The organism is Synechococcus sp. CBW1004, from assembly GCF_015840715.1.
Lineage (GTDB): Bacteria > Cyanobacteriota > Cyanobacteriia > PCC-6307 > Cyanobiaceae > Cyanobium.
Genome location: NZ_CP060397.1, coordinates 1,149,207 through 1,165,576 on the forward strand (window position 1 = coordinate 1,149,207; position 16,370 = coordinate 1,165,576).

At 69.8% G+C, this 16,370-nt stretch carries 15 protein-coding genes; 12 read left to right on the plus strand and 3 right to left on the minus strand.

All coding sequences use genetic code 11. The annotated features are described in order from the left end of the window. Nucleotides 1-12: 12 nt before the first annotated feature. From psb27 to H8F25_RS05600, 3 genes are all read left to right on the plus strand, one after another. Complete coding sequence (gene psb27, locus H8F25_RS05590) at nucleotides 13-435, plus strand: photosystem II protein Psb27 (RefSeq protein ID WP_197212383.1); 423 nt, start codon at nucleotides 13-15, stop codon at nucleotides 433-435. A 103-nt stretch (nucleotides 436-538) separates the two neighbouring features. Then, nucleotides 539-1,852 carry an adenylosuccinate synthase gene (locus tag H8F25_RS05595; RefSeq protein ID WP_197212385.1) on the plus strand — a complete coding sequence of 438 codons (1,314 nt, stop codon included), beginning with the start codon at nucleotides 539-541 and terminating at the stop codon, nucleotides 1,850-1,852. A gap of 139 nt (nucleotides 1,853-1,991) precedes the next feature. After that, nucleotides 1,992-2,990 carry an adenosine kinase gene (locus H8F25_RS05600; RefSeq protein ID WP_197212386.1) on the plus strand — a complete coding sequence of 333 codons (999 nt, stop codon included), beginning with the start codon at nucleotides 1,992-1,994 and terminating at the stop codon, nucleotides 2,988-2,990. Between the two features lie 45 nt (nucleotides 2,991-3,035). Here H8F25_RS05600 and H8F25_RS05605 read toward each other — a convergent pair whose 3' ends face one another. Further along, nucleotides 3,036-3,899, minus strand: a complete 864-nt coding sequence (locus tag H8F25_RS05605; protein WP_197212388.1) for a precorrin-6A/cobalt-precorrin-6A reductase — start codon at nucleotides 3,897-3,899, stop codon at nucleotides 3,036-3,038. A gap of 32 nt (nucleotides 3,900-3,931) precedes the next feature. Here H8F25_RS05605 and H8F25_RS05610 point away from each other — a divergent pair, with 32 nt between their 5' ends. Beyond that, nucleotides 3,932-4,414 (plus strand): single-stranded DNA-binding protein, encoded by a 483-nt coding sequence (locus H8F25_RS05610; protein WP_197212390.1) that lies wholly within the window; start codon nucleotides 3,932-3,934, stop codon nucleotides 4,412-4,414. A gap of 154 nt (nucleotides 4,415-4,568) precedes the next feature. Here H8F25_RS05610 and H8F25_RS05615 read toward each other — a convergent pair whose 3' ends face one another. Next, nucleotides 4,569-4,847: a hypothetical protein gene (locus H8F25_RS05615; RefSeq protein ID WP_197214079.1), complete on the minus strand. Its 279-nt coding sequence runs from the start codon at nucleotides 4,845-4,847 to the stop codon at nucleotides 4,569-4,571. Between the two features lie 110 nt (nucleotides 4,848-4,957). Between H8F25_RS05615 and H8F25_RS05620 the strand changes: the two genes are divergently transcribed. Genes H8F25_RS05620 through H8F25_RS05630 form a run of 3 tightly spaced genes read left to right on the plus strand, consistent with a single transcriptional unit; the run spans nucleotide 4,958 to nucleotide 7,671 of the window. Further along, the gene (locus H8F25_RS05620) at nucleotides 4,958-5,569 is read left to right on the plus strand and encodes a DUF2854 domain-containing protein (RefSeq protein WP_197212391.1); all 612 of its coding nucleotides are present in this window, start codon (nucleotides 4,958-4,960) and stop codon (nucleotides 5,567-5,569) included. Between the two features lie 51 nt (nucleotides 5,570-5,620). Then, nucleotides 5,621-6,517, plus strand: coding sequence for an acetylglutamate kinase (argB, locus tag H8F25_RS05625; RefSeq protein WP_197212393.1), 897 nt, complete (start codon nucleotides 5,621-5,623; stop codon nucleotides 6,515-6,517). A gap of 11 nt (nucleotides 6,518-6,528) precedes the next feature. Next, nucleotides 6,529-7,671 (plus strand): DUF3153 domain-containing protein, encoded by a 1,143-nt coding sequence (locus H8F25_RS05630; RefSeq protein ID WP_197212395.1) that lies wholly within the window; start codon nucleotides 6,529-6,531, stop codon nucleotides 7,669-7,671. Between the two features lie 13 nt (nucleotides 7,672-7,684). Here the strand turns inward: H8F25_RS05630 and priA are convergent, their stop codons facing one another. After that, nucleotides 7,685-10,024 carry a primosomal protein N' gene (gene priA / locus H8F25_RS05635; protein ID WP_197213490.1) on the minus strand — a complete coding sequence of 780 codons (2,340 nt, stop codon included), beginning with the start codon at nucleotides 10,022-10,024 and terminating at the stop codon, nucleotides 7,685-7,687. A 525-nt stretch (nucleotides 10,025-10,549) separates the two neighbouring features. Between priA and rpoD the strand changes: the two genes are divergently transcribed. The 5 genes from rpoD (at nucleotide 10,550) to H8F25_RS05660 (ending at nucleotide 16,240) form a co-directional block, all read left to right on the plus strand. Then, complete coding sequence (gene rpoD / locus H8F25_RS05640; protein ID WP_197213491.1) at nucleotides 10,550-11,977, plus strand: RNA polymerase sigma factor RpoD; 1,428 nt, start codon at nucleotides 10,550-10,552, stop codon at nucleotides 11,975-11,977. A 68-nt stretch (nucleotides 11,978-12,045) separates the two neighbouring features. Further along, nucleotides 12,046-13,119 carry a glycosyltransferase family 2 protein gene (locus H8F25_RS05645; protein WP_370525828.1) on the plus strand — a complete coding sequence of 358 codons (1,074 nt, stop codon included), beginning with the start codon at nucleotides 12,046-12,048 and terminating at the stop codon, nucleotides 13,117-13,119. Nucleotides 13,120-13,351: 232 nt separating this feature from the next. Further along, entirely contained in the window at nucleotides 13,352-15,130 is a 1,779-nt protein-coding gene (locus tag H8F25_RS05650) for a glycosyltransferase family 39 protein (protein ID WP_197212397.1), read from the plus strand. After that, nucleotides 15,127-15,777: a phosphatase PAP2 family protein gene (locus tag H8F25_RS05655; protein WP_197212399.1), complete on the plus strand. Its 651-nt coding sequence runs from the start codon at nucleotides 15,127-15,129 to the stop codon at nucleotides 15,775-15,777. Before H8F25_RS05650 ends, H8F25_RS05655 begins: the two co-directional genes overlap by 4 nt. Nucleotides 15,778-15,811: 34 nt before the next feature. Continuing rightward, the gene (locus H8F25_RS05660) at nucleotides 15,812-16,240 is read left to right on the plus strand and encodes a DUF1824 family protein (RefSeq protein WP_197212401.1); all 429 of its coding nucleotides are present in this window, start codon (nucleotides 15,812-15,814) and stop codon (nucleotides 16,238-16,240) included. The last annotated feature ends 130 nt before the right edge of the window (nucleotides 16,241-16,370 follow it).

The window sequence follows — 16,370 nt, forward strand, 5'->3', positions numbered from 1 at the left end:
GCTGGATCCCTGATGCCCGCCTTCCTGCATCGCGCCGTGCTGCGCCCGCTGTTGAGTGCCTGCCTCTGCCTGGCGCTCTGCCTCAGCCTGGCGCTCAGCGGCTGCAGCAGCGCCGGCGGGCTGACGGGCAGCTACATCGATGACACGGTCAATGTGGCCCAGAGTCTGCTGACCACCATCGCCATTCCCCAGGACGACCCGGGCCATCAGGCCGCCGAGACCGAGGCACGCACCCTCATCAACGACTACATCGCCCGCTACCGCCCGCGCCGCGACGTGAACGGCCTGGCCTCCTTCACCACCATGCAGACGGCGCTCAACTCGCTCGCCGGCCACTACAGCGCCTATGCGAACCGCCCCCTGCCCGACGCCCTGCGCTCGCGTCTGGAGAAGGAGCTTCGCAAGGCGGAGGCCAGCGCCACCCGGGGAACCTGAGACCCTCGCGGTCCTTGCCGGCAAGGGGGGTCTTTGACGGATCCCCCCGTGATCTGAGAGGCTCACGCCGTCTGCTCAGAAGCGGCTGCGGGCCGCTGCGTCCTTGGCCAACGTCGTCGTCATCGGTGCGCAATGGGGTGACGAGGGGAAGGGCAAGATCACCGATCTCCTGAGCCGCTCCGCGGACGTCGTCGTCCGCTATCAGGGAGGCGTCAACGCCGGCCACACGATCGTGGTGGATGGCCGCGTGCTCAAGCTTCACCTGATTCCTTCGGGGATCCTCTACCCCGACACCACCTGCCTGATCGGCTCGGGCACCGTCATTGATCCCAAGGTGATGCTGGGTGAGCTGGACATGCTCCTCGGCTACGGAATCGACGTCTCGGGACTGACGGTCGCCTCCACAGCCCACGTGACGATGCCCTACCACCGCCTGCTCGATCAGGCGATGGAACAGCGCCGCGGAGACCGCCGCATCGGCACCACCGGCCGTGGCATCGGACCCACCTATGCCGATAAATCGGAGCGCAACGGCATCCGCATCATCGACATCCTCGATGAGGGGCGCCTGCGCGATCGCCTCGCCGGCGTGCTCGCTGACAAGAACGAGATCCTGCAGAAGCTGTACGGCCTCCAACCGCTCGACTTCGAGGCGGTGGTCGCCGAATACGTGACCTATGGCCAGCGCCTGGCCCCGCACGTCGTCGACTGCACCCGCGCCATCCACCAGGCGGCCCGGGCGCGCAAGAACATCCTGTTCGAGGGCGCCCAGGGCACGCTGCTGGACCTGGACCACGGCACCTATCCGTACGTCACCTCCTCCAACCCGGTGAGCGGCGGTGCCTGCATCGGCGCCGGCGTAGGCCCCACCCTGATCGACCGGGTGATCGGCGTGGCCAAGGCCTACACCACCCGCGTCGGGGAAGGCCCCTTCCCCACCGAACTGGAGGGCAGCCTCAACGACCACCTCTGCGACCGAGGTGGTGAATACGGCACCACCACCGGCCGCCGCCGCCGCTGCGGCTGGTTCGATGGCGTGATCGGCCGCTATTCGGTGCAGGTGAACGGCCTCGACTGCCTGGCGATCACCAAGCTCGACGTGCTCGATGAGCTCGACGAGATCCAGGTCTGTGTGGCGTATGAGCTCGACGGTCAGCGCATCGAGCACTTCCCCTGCTCCGCCGAGGATTTCGCCCGCTGCAAGCCGATCTTCGAGACCCTCCCCGGCTGGCAGACCTCCACGGCCGACTGCCGCAGCCTCGAGGATCTTCCCCCCACCGCCATGAGCTATCTGCGCTTCCTGGCGGATCTGATGGAAGTGCCGATCGCCATCGTGTCGCTGGGCGCCGATCGCGATCAGACGATCGTGGTCGAGGATCCGATCCACGGCCCCAAGCGGGCCCTGCTGAGCGTCTGAGCGCTGCCGGCTGCGAGGCCCCCCTGGCCCGGGCCTGTGCCTCAAAGTCTGCCGAGACAACCGCTCCGGCCTTCATGGCGTCGCCCGTCTTCGACGATCGTCTCGAGACACCCCTGCCAACGCCCATCACATCCACACCATGACCTCTGACAGCAAGCGCTTCGACGTCGTCGGCATCGGCAACGCCATCGTCGATGTGCTGGTGCAGGCGGAGGAGGCGTTCCTCGACGACCATGGTCTTCACAAGGGCACCATGGCCCTGGTGGATGAGAGCCAGGCGGAGCGGCTTTACGCCAGCGTCGGCCCCGGCCTGGAGACCTCAGGCGGATCGGCCGCCAACACCCTGGCCGGCATCGCCCAGCTGGGCGGCAGGGCGGCCTTCATCGGCCGCGTGCGCGATGACCAGCTCGGTGCGATCTTCAGCCACGACATCCGGTCGGTGGGCGCCACCTACACCACCCCGCCTGCCGGCAGCGGGCCCTCCACCGCCCGCTGTCTGATCCTGGTCACGCCCGATGCGCAGCGCACGATGTGCACCTACCTGGGCGCCTCGGTGAACCTGGATCCGGCCGACCTGGATCTCGATCTGGTGGCCCAGGCGAAGGTGCTCTACCTGGAGGGCTACCTGTGGGACAGCGACGAGGCCAAGCAGGCCTTCCTGGCTGCCGCCGAGGTGGCCCGCCGCCACGGGGGTCAGGTGGCCCTCTCCCTGTCGGACGCCTTCTGCGTGGACCGGCACCGCCAGAGCTTCCAGGAGCTGGTCGATGGGCATGTCGATCTCCTGTTCGCCAACGAAATGGAGATCACCTCGCTGTACGAGGCCAACAGCTTCGAAGACGCCGCCGAGCAGGTGCGCGGGCGCTGCCGTGTCGCCGCCCTCACCCGCAGTGAGGCGGGTTCGCTGGTGCTCAGCGGCGATCAGTCGATTGCGATTGCACCCTTCCGCCTCGGGAACCTGGTCGACACCACCGGGGCCGGTGATCTCTACGCCGCAGGCTTCCTGCACGGGTACACACGCGGCGACAGCCTGGAGCGCTGCGGCCAGCTGGGCTCCCTGTGCGCCGGCGAGGTGGTCACCCAGCTGGGCCCCCGCCCGCAGGCTTCCCTGCCCGAGCTGGTCAAGCGGAATCTGGGCTGATTCCCGCCAGGCTCCAGTGAAGCCAGAATCGCCACAACCACCGATTCAACCCGGTTCCGGATATCCGATGCGCTCCAGCAGCGCATCCATCGGCAGCAGCGGCACGCCGTCCGGCTCGGGAGGTCGTCGCAGCAGCAGCAGCCGCCGATCGAGCCGCTCGCAGATCCGATGCCAGCGCCCCTCGCTCTCCCCTCCCGACTGGCGGCAGAGCACGGTGTCGATGCCCCAGCGGCGGCAGAGGGCCAGCTCGATCGCCTCGGAGGTCTCGGACGGACGCAGGCAGGCCAGGCGATCGGTGGCCAGGCCGGCGGCGAAGGCCTGGCGCAGCGCCTGCGGAGCGGGGAGCACGCGGGCGTGGTGCAGGGCCCGGGGACTGAGGCGGATCGCCTCGGCCAGTCGGCGCGCCCCGATCGCGAGCAGCAACCGTTCCCCCGGGCGGATGTGAGCGTTGACGGCAGGCAGATCGTCGAGCACCAGCGCCCGACCCGGTGGTAGCGGGGGCCGCTGCAGGCGCAGCAGGGGCTGGCCCTGGGCGCTGCAGGCGGCGGCCAGGGTGGCGCTGATCCGCCGGGCGAAGGGATGGCTGGCGTCGACCAGCCAGCGGAAGGGATCTCCCAGACTCCGGGCCCGCTGCAACTCCTCCCCCACAACGACCTCCGGCGGCTGTGCACCTCCAGCCCCGAGGGCGCCGATCGCCAGCTCCAGATCGGGATGGTGCGGGTAGGCACGCGCGGCGGCGGCGGTGACGAGGCTCAGCCGCAACCGCCAGCCCCGGGCGAGCAGGGCCGCGGCCAGAGGCGGCCCTTCACCGGTGCCGCTGATCAGCCACAGGCGCGGACGACCGTCCAGGCCGGGGGGCCGGTTGGCGGGCCCGTCCGCCGCGGACGGCTGCTCCGGGGGGGTGTGCATCAGGATGGGACCTTCCCTGTGAGGTTCGGGGCGTGAATCACTGCCTGCTGGAAGCCGAGGTGATGGAGGCTCCCCAGATCCGCTACACCCAGGACAACCAGACGCCGATCGCCGAGATGACGGTGCAGATCGAGGGGCTGCGGCCGGACGATCCGCCGGGCACGCTCAAGGTGGTGGGCTGGGGCAATCTGGCCCAGGATCTGCAGAACCGTGTCCGGGCCGGCCAGCGCGTCGTGCTGGAGGGGCGCATGCGCATCAACAGCGTCGCCCGGGCTGACGGCGTGCGCGAAAAGAAGGCGGAGCTCACCCTCTCGCGACTTCACGCCCTCAGTGGCGGGGGTGCGCCCGGCGCCGAGCGAGCCGCCGCGGCACCGATCCGGTCCTCAGCGCCCCCGGCCGAACGCGCCGGCCAGGCCAGCCGTGCGGCCGCCCCGCCCCCCCAACCCCCCGTCTGGAACAGCGCCCCCCTGGTTCCCGGCGACGACCTGGCCGAGGACGACGACATTCCGTTCTGAAGGAACCGGTCTGCAAGAGCCCTTCAGAACGGGCGGCTCTGAGACCCCCCTGTGACAGGGCGGGTCTGCCCTGGCCGGCGTGACCACTCGGCCCGAGAGGCGTTCAGCGGGCAACCGCGCTGAGAGGCCACGATGAAGCCCGGATGCCGCCGCTTCAGCAGGCGCCCCGATCGCGCGCCTGGTCGAGCAGCTGGCCCAGTTCCCGCTCCAGGGCGGCCAGATCCAGCCGCCATTCCGCCCACCGGCCGCTGTCGATCTGGCGCAGCAGCCAGAGCCGGTCCTGGTCGAGCTGCGCGATCAGGCTGGCGGTGTCGACCTCCTCGCCACCGGGGGCCGTGGATGAGACCCCAGGGCCGCTTTCCCCGGTCGTTGCGTCACCGTTCGACCCCGCCGTGCTGGCGGTACCGGGATCGAGGGGAGAAGAGGTGGACATGGCTGGGATCGCGGGACAGCGGAGGCGGAGTCGGGACGGCGGGCACGCAGTCGCCCCTGCCACGGCTTCGCTGGTGCCATCCTGCCCGCCGCTGCTGGAAGATGGGACGCATGCAAGCCCTGACCTCCCCCGGAAGCCTCGTCACCGTCGCTGGTGCCGTCCTGACGGTGATCGGAACCATCGCCTATCTGGGCGACAACGCCAACCTCAGCCTGCCGACGATCTTCTACGGCATCCCGATCCTGCTGGGAGGTCTGGCGCTCAAATCGTCAGAGCTGCCGCCGGCCCGGCGACTCACCCCCCCGGCAACCCTGCGCACCCTGCGCGAGCAGAGCGGCAGTGAACCGCTGCGCAAGCTGCTCTCCGATGTCACCCGCTGGCGCTACGGCCAGAAGGCCCACCTCGAGTCCTCCCTGGAGGCTCTCAAGCTCTGGGATGAAGACCAGCCTCCCCGGCTCGAGACCGTCGAAGAGCTCGACTGCGATGGGGCCTATGGCCTGCGCCTTGGCTTCGCCACCGAAGGGGTGTCGCTGGAGCGCTGGCAGGAACGTCAGGAACGGCTGGGCCGCTTCTTCGGACCCGGCCTGCGGGCCGAGCTTCTCTCCGATGCGCCCGGCCACCTGCTGATCAGCCTCCTCCCCCGGGCCGAGAACAACGCGGCCTCCGATGAGAAGGCCCCGGAGGGTGATCCCCCCCGAGCAGCCACCACCTCATCCAGCTGAGCCGCGCGACAGCCCCACCCCTCGCCGCCCCTCCTCCTCCTGATCTGACCCTTGAGCTCCGACCTCACCATCAGCGACCAGGACAACCTGCGCGTCTCGGTCCTCAGCGAAGCCCTGCCCTACATCCAGCGTTTCGCAGGCCGCCGCATCGTGATCAAGTACGGCGGGGCAGCCATGGTGCATGCCGAACTGCGGGAGGCGGTGTTCCGCGATCTGGTGCTGCTGGCCAGCGTCGGCGTGCAGCCGGTGGTGATCCACGGCGGTGGCCCGGAGATCAACCAGTGGCTGGGGCGGATCGGCCTCGAGGCTCAGTTCCGCGACGGCCTGCGCGTCACCGATCCAGCCACGATGGAGGTGGTGGAGATGGTGCTGGTGGGCCGCGTCAACAAACAGATCGTCAATGGCCTGCACCGTCTCGGAGGACGGGCCGTGGGCCTCAGCGGCAGCGACGGCCAGCTTGTTCTGGCGCGCACTCTCGGGGACGGCAGCCATGGCCTGGTGGGGGAGGTGGCCTCGGTGAATCCGACCGTGCTCGAGCCCCTGCTCGCCAACGGCTACATCCCGGTGATCTCCAGCGTCGCCCCGGACACTGGTGGCCAGGCCCACAACATCAACGCCGACACCGTGGCCGGGGAGCTGGCGGCTGCGCTCGATGCCAAGAAGCTGATCCTGCTCACCGACACCGCCGGCATCCTGCGGGATCGCCACGACCCCGGCTCGCTGATCCGCCAGCTCACCCTGGCGGAGGGGCGCCGGCTGATCGCAGACGGTGTGGTGGCCGGCGGCATGATCCCCAAGACCGAATGCTGCATCCGCGCCCTGGCCCAGGGCGTCGGCGCCGCCCACATCATCGACGGCCGCGTGGCTCACGCGCTGCTGCTGGAGGTGTTCACCGATGCCGGCATCGGCACGATGGTGGTGGGCAGCCAGTCCCAGCTGGACGGCTGAACCGGCAGGCGATGGAGCAACGCAGTCTCGATCCGGCCGTGGCCGCGCTGCTGACTGAGGCGCGCACGGCGATCGAGCGGGGGGAATACGGCCACAGCCTGCGATTGCTGGAGCCCCTGGCGGAGCGATACCCCCCGGCCGGGCCGATCGGTGCGGGCGTGCGGCTGCTGATGGCCACTGCGCTGATGGGGATGGGCGAAAGCGAGCGGGCCGCCGCCTGCTGCCGCAGCCTGCAGATCTGTGTCGACCCCACCCTGCGGGCCAAGGCCCGCGAGCTGCAGCAGGTGCTGGAGGCCCCCGCCCTGCGCCGGCCCCGCCAGTGGTCGCTCACCCTGCCGGATCTCAGCGGCGGGGCGTCCCTGGAAAGCACGGGGGGAAGCCCGATGCGCCGCCGCCGCCAGGGTCCGCCGCCCCCGCCTCCCCCCCCGGTCGGGGAGACCCGCTCACCCGTGGGCTTTGCCGCCCTTGCCCTGCTTGTGCTGACGCTGTTGCTGCTCGCCTCGCTGCTGGGAGGCTGCCTGCAGGTGCGCAGTGAGCTGGTCTTCGAGGGTCCCGGGCGGCTGCAGCTGACCCATGAGCTGCGCAGTCCCAGCGGCCGCCCCACCCCCTGGCAGGAGCGCTTCGAGCAGGCCCTGCGCCGGGCGGCTCTTCCCTTCCGCAGCGAGGAGCAGCCCCAGGGGCAGCGGCTCAGCACGCCGGTGCTGCCGGCCTCCGAGACGCTGGAGGCCCTGAGCCAGAGCGTGCTCCAGGCAGCGGCCCTGGCGGATGTGCAGCTGCCGCCACCGGATCTGTCGCTGCGGGAGACCAACTGGCTGGTGGGGGTGCACCAGCAACTGAGCCTCGATCTGGATCTCGAGGCCCTCGATCCGCTGCCGGCCCTGAGCCTGGAGCTGCGGCTGCGCCCGGTGCAGGCGCGGGCCGTTCGCCTTGCCTCGCCGGAGCCGGCCCGAACCCTGCCGGGTGGCCATGGCCGCCCGGCAACCCTGGCCTGGCCGCTGCGACCCGGCACCCGCAATCGACTGCAGCTCTCCTGCTGGCGCTGGAGCCCCGTCGGGCTGGGGGGCGTGCTGATCGGTCTCGGCCTGGCTCTGGTGCTGCTGCTGCAGCGGATCCGCCTGCGGCTTGGCTTCGGCCTGCCGCAGCTGCCGGCCTGATCCTCAGCCGGACTCACAGCTCCAGCGGATCGGGATCGATCGTCAGACTCACAGCCGCCGGCAACAGGGCCCGCAGCTCGGCTTCCGGCGACAGGGGCAAGGCGCTGCCAGCCGGACCGTGCAGGAGCAGCTGCCAGCGGGAACGCCCCGCCACCCTGGCCACCGGCGCCGGCGCCGGGCCGATCAGGATCCAGCCCTGTGACGGCAGTTGCGGCCGCAGCGCCTCCGCCAGGGTCGCCGCCGCCGTGGCGGTGCCGCTGGCTGACGGCCCCGCCAGGCGCATCAGGCAGGCCCGCCGGAACGGCATCAGGCCCGCCAGACGGCGCTGGGCCAGCTCCTCCTCCAGGAAGCGCTCATAGCGCCCCTCGACGAGATGGCGGAGCACCGGATGCTCAGGGCTGTAGGTCTGCACCAGCACCTCACCGGGCAGTTCGCCGCGGCCTGCCCGGCCGGCCAGCTGAAGCAGCAGCTGCAGGCAACTTTCACCGGAGCGCAGATCGGGTCGGTGCAGCAGGCCATCGGCGGCGAGCACCACCGCCAGCGTCACCCGTGGCAGGTCCATTCCCTTGGCCAGCATCTGGGTGCCGACGAGCACATCGGCCTCGCCGGCCGCGAATCGCTCCAGCAGACGGCGGTGCCCATCCCGGCCGCGGGTGGTGTCCTGATCGAAGCGCAGCAGGCGCAGGCCCTCCAGCTCGCCGGCCAGTTGCTCCACCACCCGCTGGGTGCCCGCCCCGAACGGCCGGAAGGCCGAGGAGCCGCACTGGCCGCAGCGATCGCCGATCTCCTGGCGGTGGTCACACCAGTGACAGCGCAGCCACTCGCGGCTGCCGCCGGCGCCCGTGCTGCGGTGCACGGTGAGGGCCACGTCGCAATGGGGGCAGTGCACCACCGTGCCGCAGCTGCGGCAGCTGAGAAAGGAGCGATAGCCGCGGCGGGGCACCAGCACCACCGCCTGCTCGCCCCGCTCCGCCAGCCCCTCGAGCCGTTGCAGCAGGGGCCGGCTGAGCAGGCGGCGGTGCCCTTCAGCCAGTTCATGGCGCATGTCCACCAGACGCACCGGCGGCAGGGGCCGTTCACCGATGCGCTCCGGGAGACGCAACAGCTCGGTGTCGCCCTGATCGCCATGACCGGTGCACCGAAGCCAGGTCTCCAGGGAGGGGGTGGCACTGCCCAGCACCAGACGCGCCCCGCAGAGCCGCGCCCGCAGGCGGGCCACCTCGCGGGCGTGATAGCAGGGCATCGGCGCCGCCTGTTTGTAGGAGGGGTCATGCTCCTCATCGAGCACGATCAGGCCGAGACGGTTCAGCGGCAGGAACACGGCCGAACGGGTGCCCACCGCCAGCAGGGGCATGCCGGACGCTCCGGCATCGAGACAGGTCCGCCACGCGATCGTGCGCTCTCCCTGCCCCATGCCGCTGTGGTACTCCACCACGGCCGGGCCGAAGCGGGCACGGCAGCGATCCAGCAGCTGGGGAATGAGGCCGATCTCCGGAGTGAGCAGCAGCACGCTGCGTCCCTGCGCCAACTCCCGGGCCGCCGCCTGCAGATACACCTCCGTCTTGCCGGCTCCGGTGATGCCCCAGAGCAGCAGCGCGCGACCTGGGGCGGCGGCGGCGATCGCTTCGATCGCCTGCCGCTGGGCCGCGTTGGCTGGACGCGGGGATTCCAGAGGGGTCAGCGTGGAGCTCGCTGCAGGGTGAACCTGACCTCCACGGAGGGCCTGCAGCACCGGCCGGCGCCGGATCACACCGCGGCGCTCCAGGCCGGCGACCAGGGTGCGTCCGAAGCCATCCACCGCCACCAGATCCCGGAGCAGACGCTGTCCCCCCCAGGCCCTGAGATGGTCCACCAGGGCCTGCTGGCGAGTGGTGAGGCACCGCTGTTCGTGCGCTCCTGGCCGCTGGCCCACCGCATCGCCCTCCCAGCCGGCTGCAGCCGCCGCGTCACTCTCACCGTCAGCGGCCGGTGATTCGTCTGTCGCGCTGCCCGGCTCCGCGGAGCAGGGAGCCGACGGATCCACCAGCTCCACCTGCCAGAGGGGCCGCGGAGCGGTGCCGGAGCGGGGCCGCTGCCCCAGCCAGCCCGCGGGAAGGGCGCTGCGCAGGGTGCGGAAGGTGCTGGTGTGGCAGGCCTCCGCCACCTCCTGGATCAGCAGGCGCCAGGCCGGATCCACGGCCGCCCGCTGCACCAGGCGCTCCACCGGCAGGATGCGGGAGCCGTCGAGACCGGGAGGGAGTCGCGTGCGCACGGCCTGCACCAGGCCCACATGGCGGCGCCCACGCAGACGCACCTGCACCAGATCCCCGACCCCGATCGCTTCAGGACCTGGATTGGCATAGGTGAAGGTCATGCCCTCGCGGCCGGCCTCCAGCCAGACCTCCAGCAAGGCGGTATCGGACGAGCCGTGGACGTGACAGGCGTCGAAGGGGGCGATCAGTCTTGCGAACGTCTCAGTACATTCCTAGAATGTCGATGTTGGGTCTGCCCGTGTGGCGGCCGTCGGAACCGGACAGAGTTCCGTCCAGAGGGAAGATCACCAGTGCGCATCAGGGAGCTTCCTCCCTCGGTCCCTGGATCTGCGACCACCCCTGACAGCACTGTCTTCGATTCCCGTCCACGCGTTCCGTGTTCCCGCTGCCGAGTCAGGGGATCACCACCAGCTCCCTCCTTGCCCGTCCTCGTCACCGCATTCCGCCTTCGGACCGCACCAGCGGACCGCGGGTTTTCGCCTGCGCCTGAGAGCGAACGGCACGTTCCGTCTCTCCCCTGCCGCAGCTAGCCAGCACCGGCTCCTGAGCCCGCGCCGGTGTCGTCCCGCCCTGGATCCACCGCCCGTTTCCTCTCCCGCCACGCCCTGACCCTCCGTCCGCCCGCCATGAGTTCCGTCGCCGCCAAGACCGTCATTCCCACCAGCACCGCCGGCAAGACCGTGCCCGGTGCCCGTTCCGGCGCCCCGGAGATCGTGCTGACCGTTACGGCCGATGGCGCGATCGTGACTCCCAAGACCCGCAAGGCTCCGGCCCGCAGTGCCAGCAAGGACGCTGAGGCGACCGGCGGCACCACGACCACCGCCACCAAGGCCAAGGCTGCGCCCAAGGCACGGACGGCCAGGACTGCCGCCACGGCGAAGGCCGAGGGCGAGAAGGCTGCCGCACCCAAGGCGCGTGCCACCAAGGCGAGCAAGGCGAAGGCCGCGAAGGCCGAGGCGGCTCCACAGGATCTTGAAGCGATGGGGGATGCCCTGCTCCAGGCCGCTGGCGGAGAACCGCTCGCCGAGGTCGACACCGAGAATAGCTCCGCCCGCGATGCCAAAGGCAGCAAGGCCCTGGCCAGCATCAAGGTGGGACCCAAGGGGGTCTACACGGAAGACTCGATCCGGGTGTACCTGCAGGAGATCGGACGCATCCGCCTGCTCCGCCCCGATGAGGAGATTGAGCTGGCGCGGAAGATCGCCGATCTGCTCGAACTCGAGGAGAAGGCTGCGGCCTTCGAGGCCGACAAGGGCCATTACCCCGACACCAAGGAGTGGGCGGCGCTGTTCGACATGCCGGTGATCAAGTTCCGGCGCCGCCTGATGCTCGGCCGTCGTGCCAAGGAAAAGATGGTGCAGTCAAACCTGCGCCTGGTGGTGTCGATCGCCAAGAAATACATGAATCGAGGCCTGTCGTTCCAGGATCTGATCCAGGAAGGCAGCCTCGGTCTCATCCGTGCTGCTGAGAAATTCGACCACGAAAAGGGCTACAAATTCTCCACCTACGCCACCTGGTGGATCCGCCAGGCGATCACACGCGCCATCGCCGATCAGAGCCGGACCATCCGCCTACCGGTTCACCTCTACGAGACGATCTCACGCATCAAGAAGACCACCAAAACCCTCTCCCAGGAGTTCGGCCGTAAGCCCACCGAGGAAGAGATCGCCGAGTCGATGGAAATGACCATCGAGAAACTCCGCTTCATTGCCAAGAGTGCACAGCTGCCCATCTCCCTGGAAACGCCGATCGGCAAGGAGGAGGATTCGCGTCTGGGTGATTTCATCGAAGCCGACATCGAGAACCCTGAGCAGGATGTGGCCAAGAACCTGCTGCGCGAGGACCTCGAGGGCGTGCTGGCCACCCTCAGCCCCCGGGAGCGTGACGTGCTGCGTCTGCGTTACGGCCTCGATGACGGCCGCATGAAGACCCTCGAGGAGATCGGTCAGATCTTCGATGTGACCCGCGAGCGCATTCGCCAGATCGAGGCCAAGGCATTGCGCAAGCTCCGCCACCCGAACCGCAACGGCGTTCTCAAGGAGTACATCAAGTAGGGTCCTGCCCTGCGGCGCAGCATCGTCACGTGATCTCCACCGCTTCAGCGTCCCCACTGCGCCTGTCGGTGGTCTTGCCCACCTACAACGAGCGCGCCAACGTGGCACCGATCGCCGCTGAGCTGCTCCCCCTGCAGGAGCATTTCGCGCTGGAGATCCTGTTTGTCGATGACGACTCGGCCGATGGCACCGCCGAAGAGGTGAAACGGCTGGCCCATGTGCATGACCCGATTCGCCTGATCCGGCGCGTCGGTCGTGCAGGTCTGTCGAGCGCGATCAAGGAGGGCATCCTCGATGCCACCGGCGATCTGATCGTGGTGATGGACTGCGATGGACAGCACGAACCCGCCACGGTCGAGACGGCCGTGCGCCAGCTGCTCGCCGGCGGAGCCGATCTTGTGGTCGGCAGCCGTTTCCACCCCGAGGCCCGCATCCATGGCCTCAGCGACCGGCGCGAACGCAATTCCACCTGGGCCAACAGCGTGGCCCGCTTCAGCCTGCCTGCCTACCGGCGCCTGACTGATTACATGAGCGGCTTCTTCGTACTCAGGCCGGAAGCCGTGCTGCCGCTCGTGCGCCGCATCGACGTCAACGGCTTCAAATTCCTCTACGAGCTGCTCTCGCTCAGCGGCGGCAGGCTGAAGGTGGAAGAGGTGCCGCTCAGCTTCCAGCCGCGCATCGCCGGCGACTCCAAGCTCGATCTGGCGATCGTCTGGGATCTGGGGGTCTCGATCCTGCACACGCTGCTGTGGCGGAGCGTGCCGCGGCGGGCCATCAGCTTTGCCCTGGTGGGCGGCATCGGGGTGCTGGTGCAGCTGGCGGTGAACCGTCTGCTGATGGTTCTGGGGCTCGGCTTCGAGCAGGCCCTGACTCCGGCCGTGTTGGTGGCAGCCACCTCCAATTACCTGATCAACAACGCCCTGACCTTTCGGTTCCAACGGCAGCAGGGCGCTGCCCTGGTCCGGGGCCTGTTGAAGTTTCTGATCGTGGCCTCGCTGCCGGTGCTGGCCAATGTGGGGGTGGCCTCCGCCTTCTACCAACTCGTCAGGCCCAGCGCCTTCTGGGCCCAGCTGGCCGGCATCGTGGTCGTCTTCGTCTGGAACTACGCCGCCTCGTCCCGCTTCGTCTGGAACAGCCCCTGAGGCCGCCGGAGATCAGCCGCGGTCGCGTAGGGGTACGAGCGGCTGGTCATCACCGGCCTGCTGGCGGGATGAACAGCCTGCTGGCGGGATAAACAGCCTTCTGGCGGTCTCAACAGCCACCCTGGCTGCCCCCGCAGCCCCACGCCGACCATGGAATTGGGAGGCCCTGCCGGTCGTGAACCAGGCAACGGTGGGGCCCTAGGTTGCCTCTTCCTCCACCATTGGCCGGTTCATGCAGAGCGCCCCTCTGGAGGCTGTTCGTCCCTCCAGCCTCCGGGCTCCTGCCCTGCCCGCGATCGCCGTCCTGCTGCTGCTCTGCTGGCTCGCCTTCTTCAATGGCCTCGGAGACCTGGGACTGACCGACAAGACCGAGGCGCTGTTCGTCGAGGTGGCCCGCGAGATGCTGGAGCGCAACGACTGGGTCACCCCCTGGTGGAACGGCGAGCGCTTCTTCGACTACCCGGTCTGGGGCTACTGGATGGTGGTCGGCTCGTTCCGGCTGTTCGGCATCAGCGAGTGGGCGGCGCGGCTGCCCTCCGCATTGGCGGCCAGTGCGGTCGTGGTGGGCGGCTTCGCTCTGATGCTGGCCTGGGCCTCGCCTCAGGAACCGGCGCGCCAGCGCTGGGGGCGGGGCCTGCTGGCCGCCGGTGTCCTGGCCACCAGCCCGGGCTGGATCGGCTGGGGCCGCGTGGCCACCACCGACATGTTCCTCTCCAGCGCGATCACCCTCGCGCTGTTCTCGTTTCTGCTGGCCCATCACCGGCGTGAGCAGCCGCTGCCCGCTCGCCTGGGCCGCATCGGCTTCGCCCTGTTCAGTGCCATCGCCGTGCTGGCCAAGGGTCCGGTGGGACTGCTGCTCCCCGGCCTGGTGATCGTCGTGTTCCTGAGCCTCACCCGCCAGTGGCGCCACTGGTGGAAACCCGGGGCTCTGCTGGCGATGGCGCTGCTGTTCGCCGGCGTCTGCCTGCCCTGGTACGTGGCCGCCACCCAGGCCAACGGCAGTGTGTTCGTCGACGGCTTCCTCGGATTCAGCAACATCCAGCGCTTCACCAACGTGCTCTACCGGCACCCGGGACCGCCCTGGTTCTATCTGCCCTGGGTGCTGCTGCTGCTGCTGCCGTGGTCCCTGTTCCTGCCGCCGGCCCTGGCCGCCCTGCGCTTCTGGCGCTGGAGCCGGTGGCGCCGCGCCGCAGAGGATCCCGCCCTGGAGCTGCCGCTGTTCCTGCTGCTGTGGCTGGTGTTGATCGTGGCCTTCTTCTCGGCCGCCGCCACCAAGCTCCCTGGCTACATCCTGCCGGCCCTGCCCGCCGCCAGCGTGCTGGTGGCGCTCTGGTGGCGTCCTCTCACAAGCCCGGTGCCGGGCCCGACCGCCCCTGGTGAGCGGCCGCTTGCGATCTGGGGCAGCATCGATGCCGTGCTGCTGGCCCTGCTCGCAGTGGCGGCCGCCATCGCCCCCCGATGGGCCGCCACCGATCCCGCCCACCCCGGCTTTGCCGACGCCCTCACCGCATCAGGGTTGCCGCTGCGGCTGGCCGTTCTGCTGGGGGCCAGCTCCATCGCCTTGCTGTTGCTGCTCCGCCGCAGCGCAGGGCGCCGCTGGCTGTGGGTCCCCAACCTGGCCGGCTTCCTGGCGATCCTGGCGTTGGTGATCGCTCCCCTGGCACCCCTGCTCGATCGCGAGCGCCAGCTGCCCATCCGCCAGCTGGCCCGCACCGCCCGCCAGGCCGCCCTGGCCGAGGAACCCCTCTGGGTGATCGGCACGATGCGGTACAGCGTGCTCTTCTACAGCGGTGAGACGGCGGCGTTCATCTCCGGTCGTGAAAGCCTGCTGCATCGCCTGCGGAATGATCCGAAGGACCTTGGCCTGACGGACGCCAGCCGCTCGGTGCGCCTGATGGGAGATCGGCATGACCTGGAGGATCTGCGCCTGCCCGCCGATCGCGTCCAACGCCTCAGGCGCATCGGCGAGCAGGAACTCTGGCGGGTGCGGCGCGAGGATCTGGGGTCATGAGACTTCCCCTGCCTGCGCTGCGGCGCAGCGATCTCCTGGTGATCGCCGGTTGCCTTGCGCTCCTCTTCGGCCTCGACCTGCTGATCGACCCGGACCGCCCACCCCGCGTCGATGAGGCGATCCTGACCTGGCTGGCCGACCATCTGCGCGGACCCGTGGGCGACGCCCTGCTGCAGGTCTACAGGCTCAGCGGCACGCACTTCACCGCCTTCCTGGTGCTGGCGGCCCTGATCTTCGTGGTGCTGAAGCGCTGGTGGCGCGATCTGCGGCTGCTGGTGATGTCCACCGCCGGCATCCTGATGCTGGTGGATCTGGTGTTCAAACCCCTCTTCGATCGCCCCCGCCCGCCGGAGAAGCTGCTGATGGTCGACGGACGCAGCTTCCCGAGCGGCCATGCTGCGGGCGCCATCGCCTTCTACGGAGCCATGGTTGTGATCCTGGCCTCCCATCATCCGCAGCTGCGACGACCGCTCCTGATCGGGGCCGGACTCTGGATCTCCCTGGTGTGGCTGAGCACGCTCTACGCGCGGGCCCACTGGCCGACGGACCTGCTGGCCGGCGGTGGCGTGGGGCTGGCCTGGCTGACGCTCTGCCTGGGCTACTGGCGTCAGCCGACCGACGACGAGGCGAGACCGCCCCAGGGCTGAACCGGCAGGATGGCCGCAGTCCTGCTCCGATCCCTTGAGCGCCTCCTTCAACCCTGATGGCTCCGATCCGCTGGCCTCGCTGCGGGGTCTGCGCTCGGCCCCGAGTCTTGATGCCGCCCAGCGCCAGGACCTGCGCCGGGCCCTGAGCCAGCGGCTGGCCGCCTGTCAGTGGTTCACCGTCGGCGTGATGGCCCCGGATCGGCTGAGCGCGGTGACCTGCCTGCGCTCCCTGGAGGCCTCCCTGGGCTGGCCTCCCCTGCAGGAGGAGAGCGGCGTGGAGAGCTCCGGGAAGGATGCCGGCCCGGGCGGGCCCGTCTTCCTCAAGGGCAATCAGCGGAACGGCGGCTTCCGCGTGCGAGAGGAGGCGGGCCTGGGCGAGGGATTGCTGATCACCGGCCACAACCCGGAGGAGCCCGAGGTGGAAGACACCTGGGGGCCGTTGCCGCTGGATCTGTTTGCCTGAGAGGCGGGTGCCAGCACGGACGCAGCACCCCCGCCAGACGGGCCGGACTGTCACGATGCCCCCGGCTGCGGTCGGGGGTGGAAGGGCGCTCCTTAGGCTGGGCCGCTGTGAACCGGCAAGCCCTGCCTCC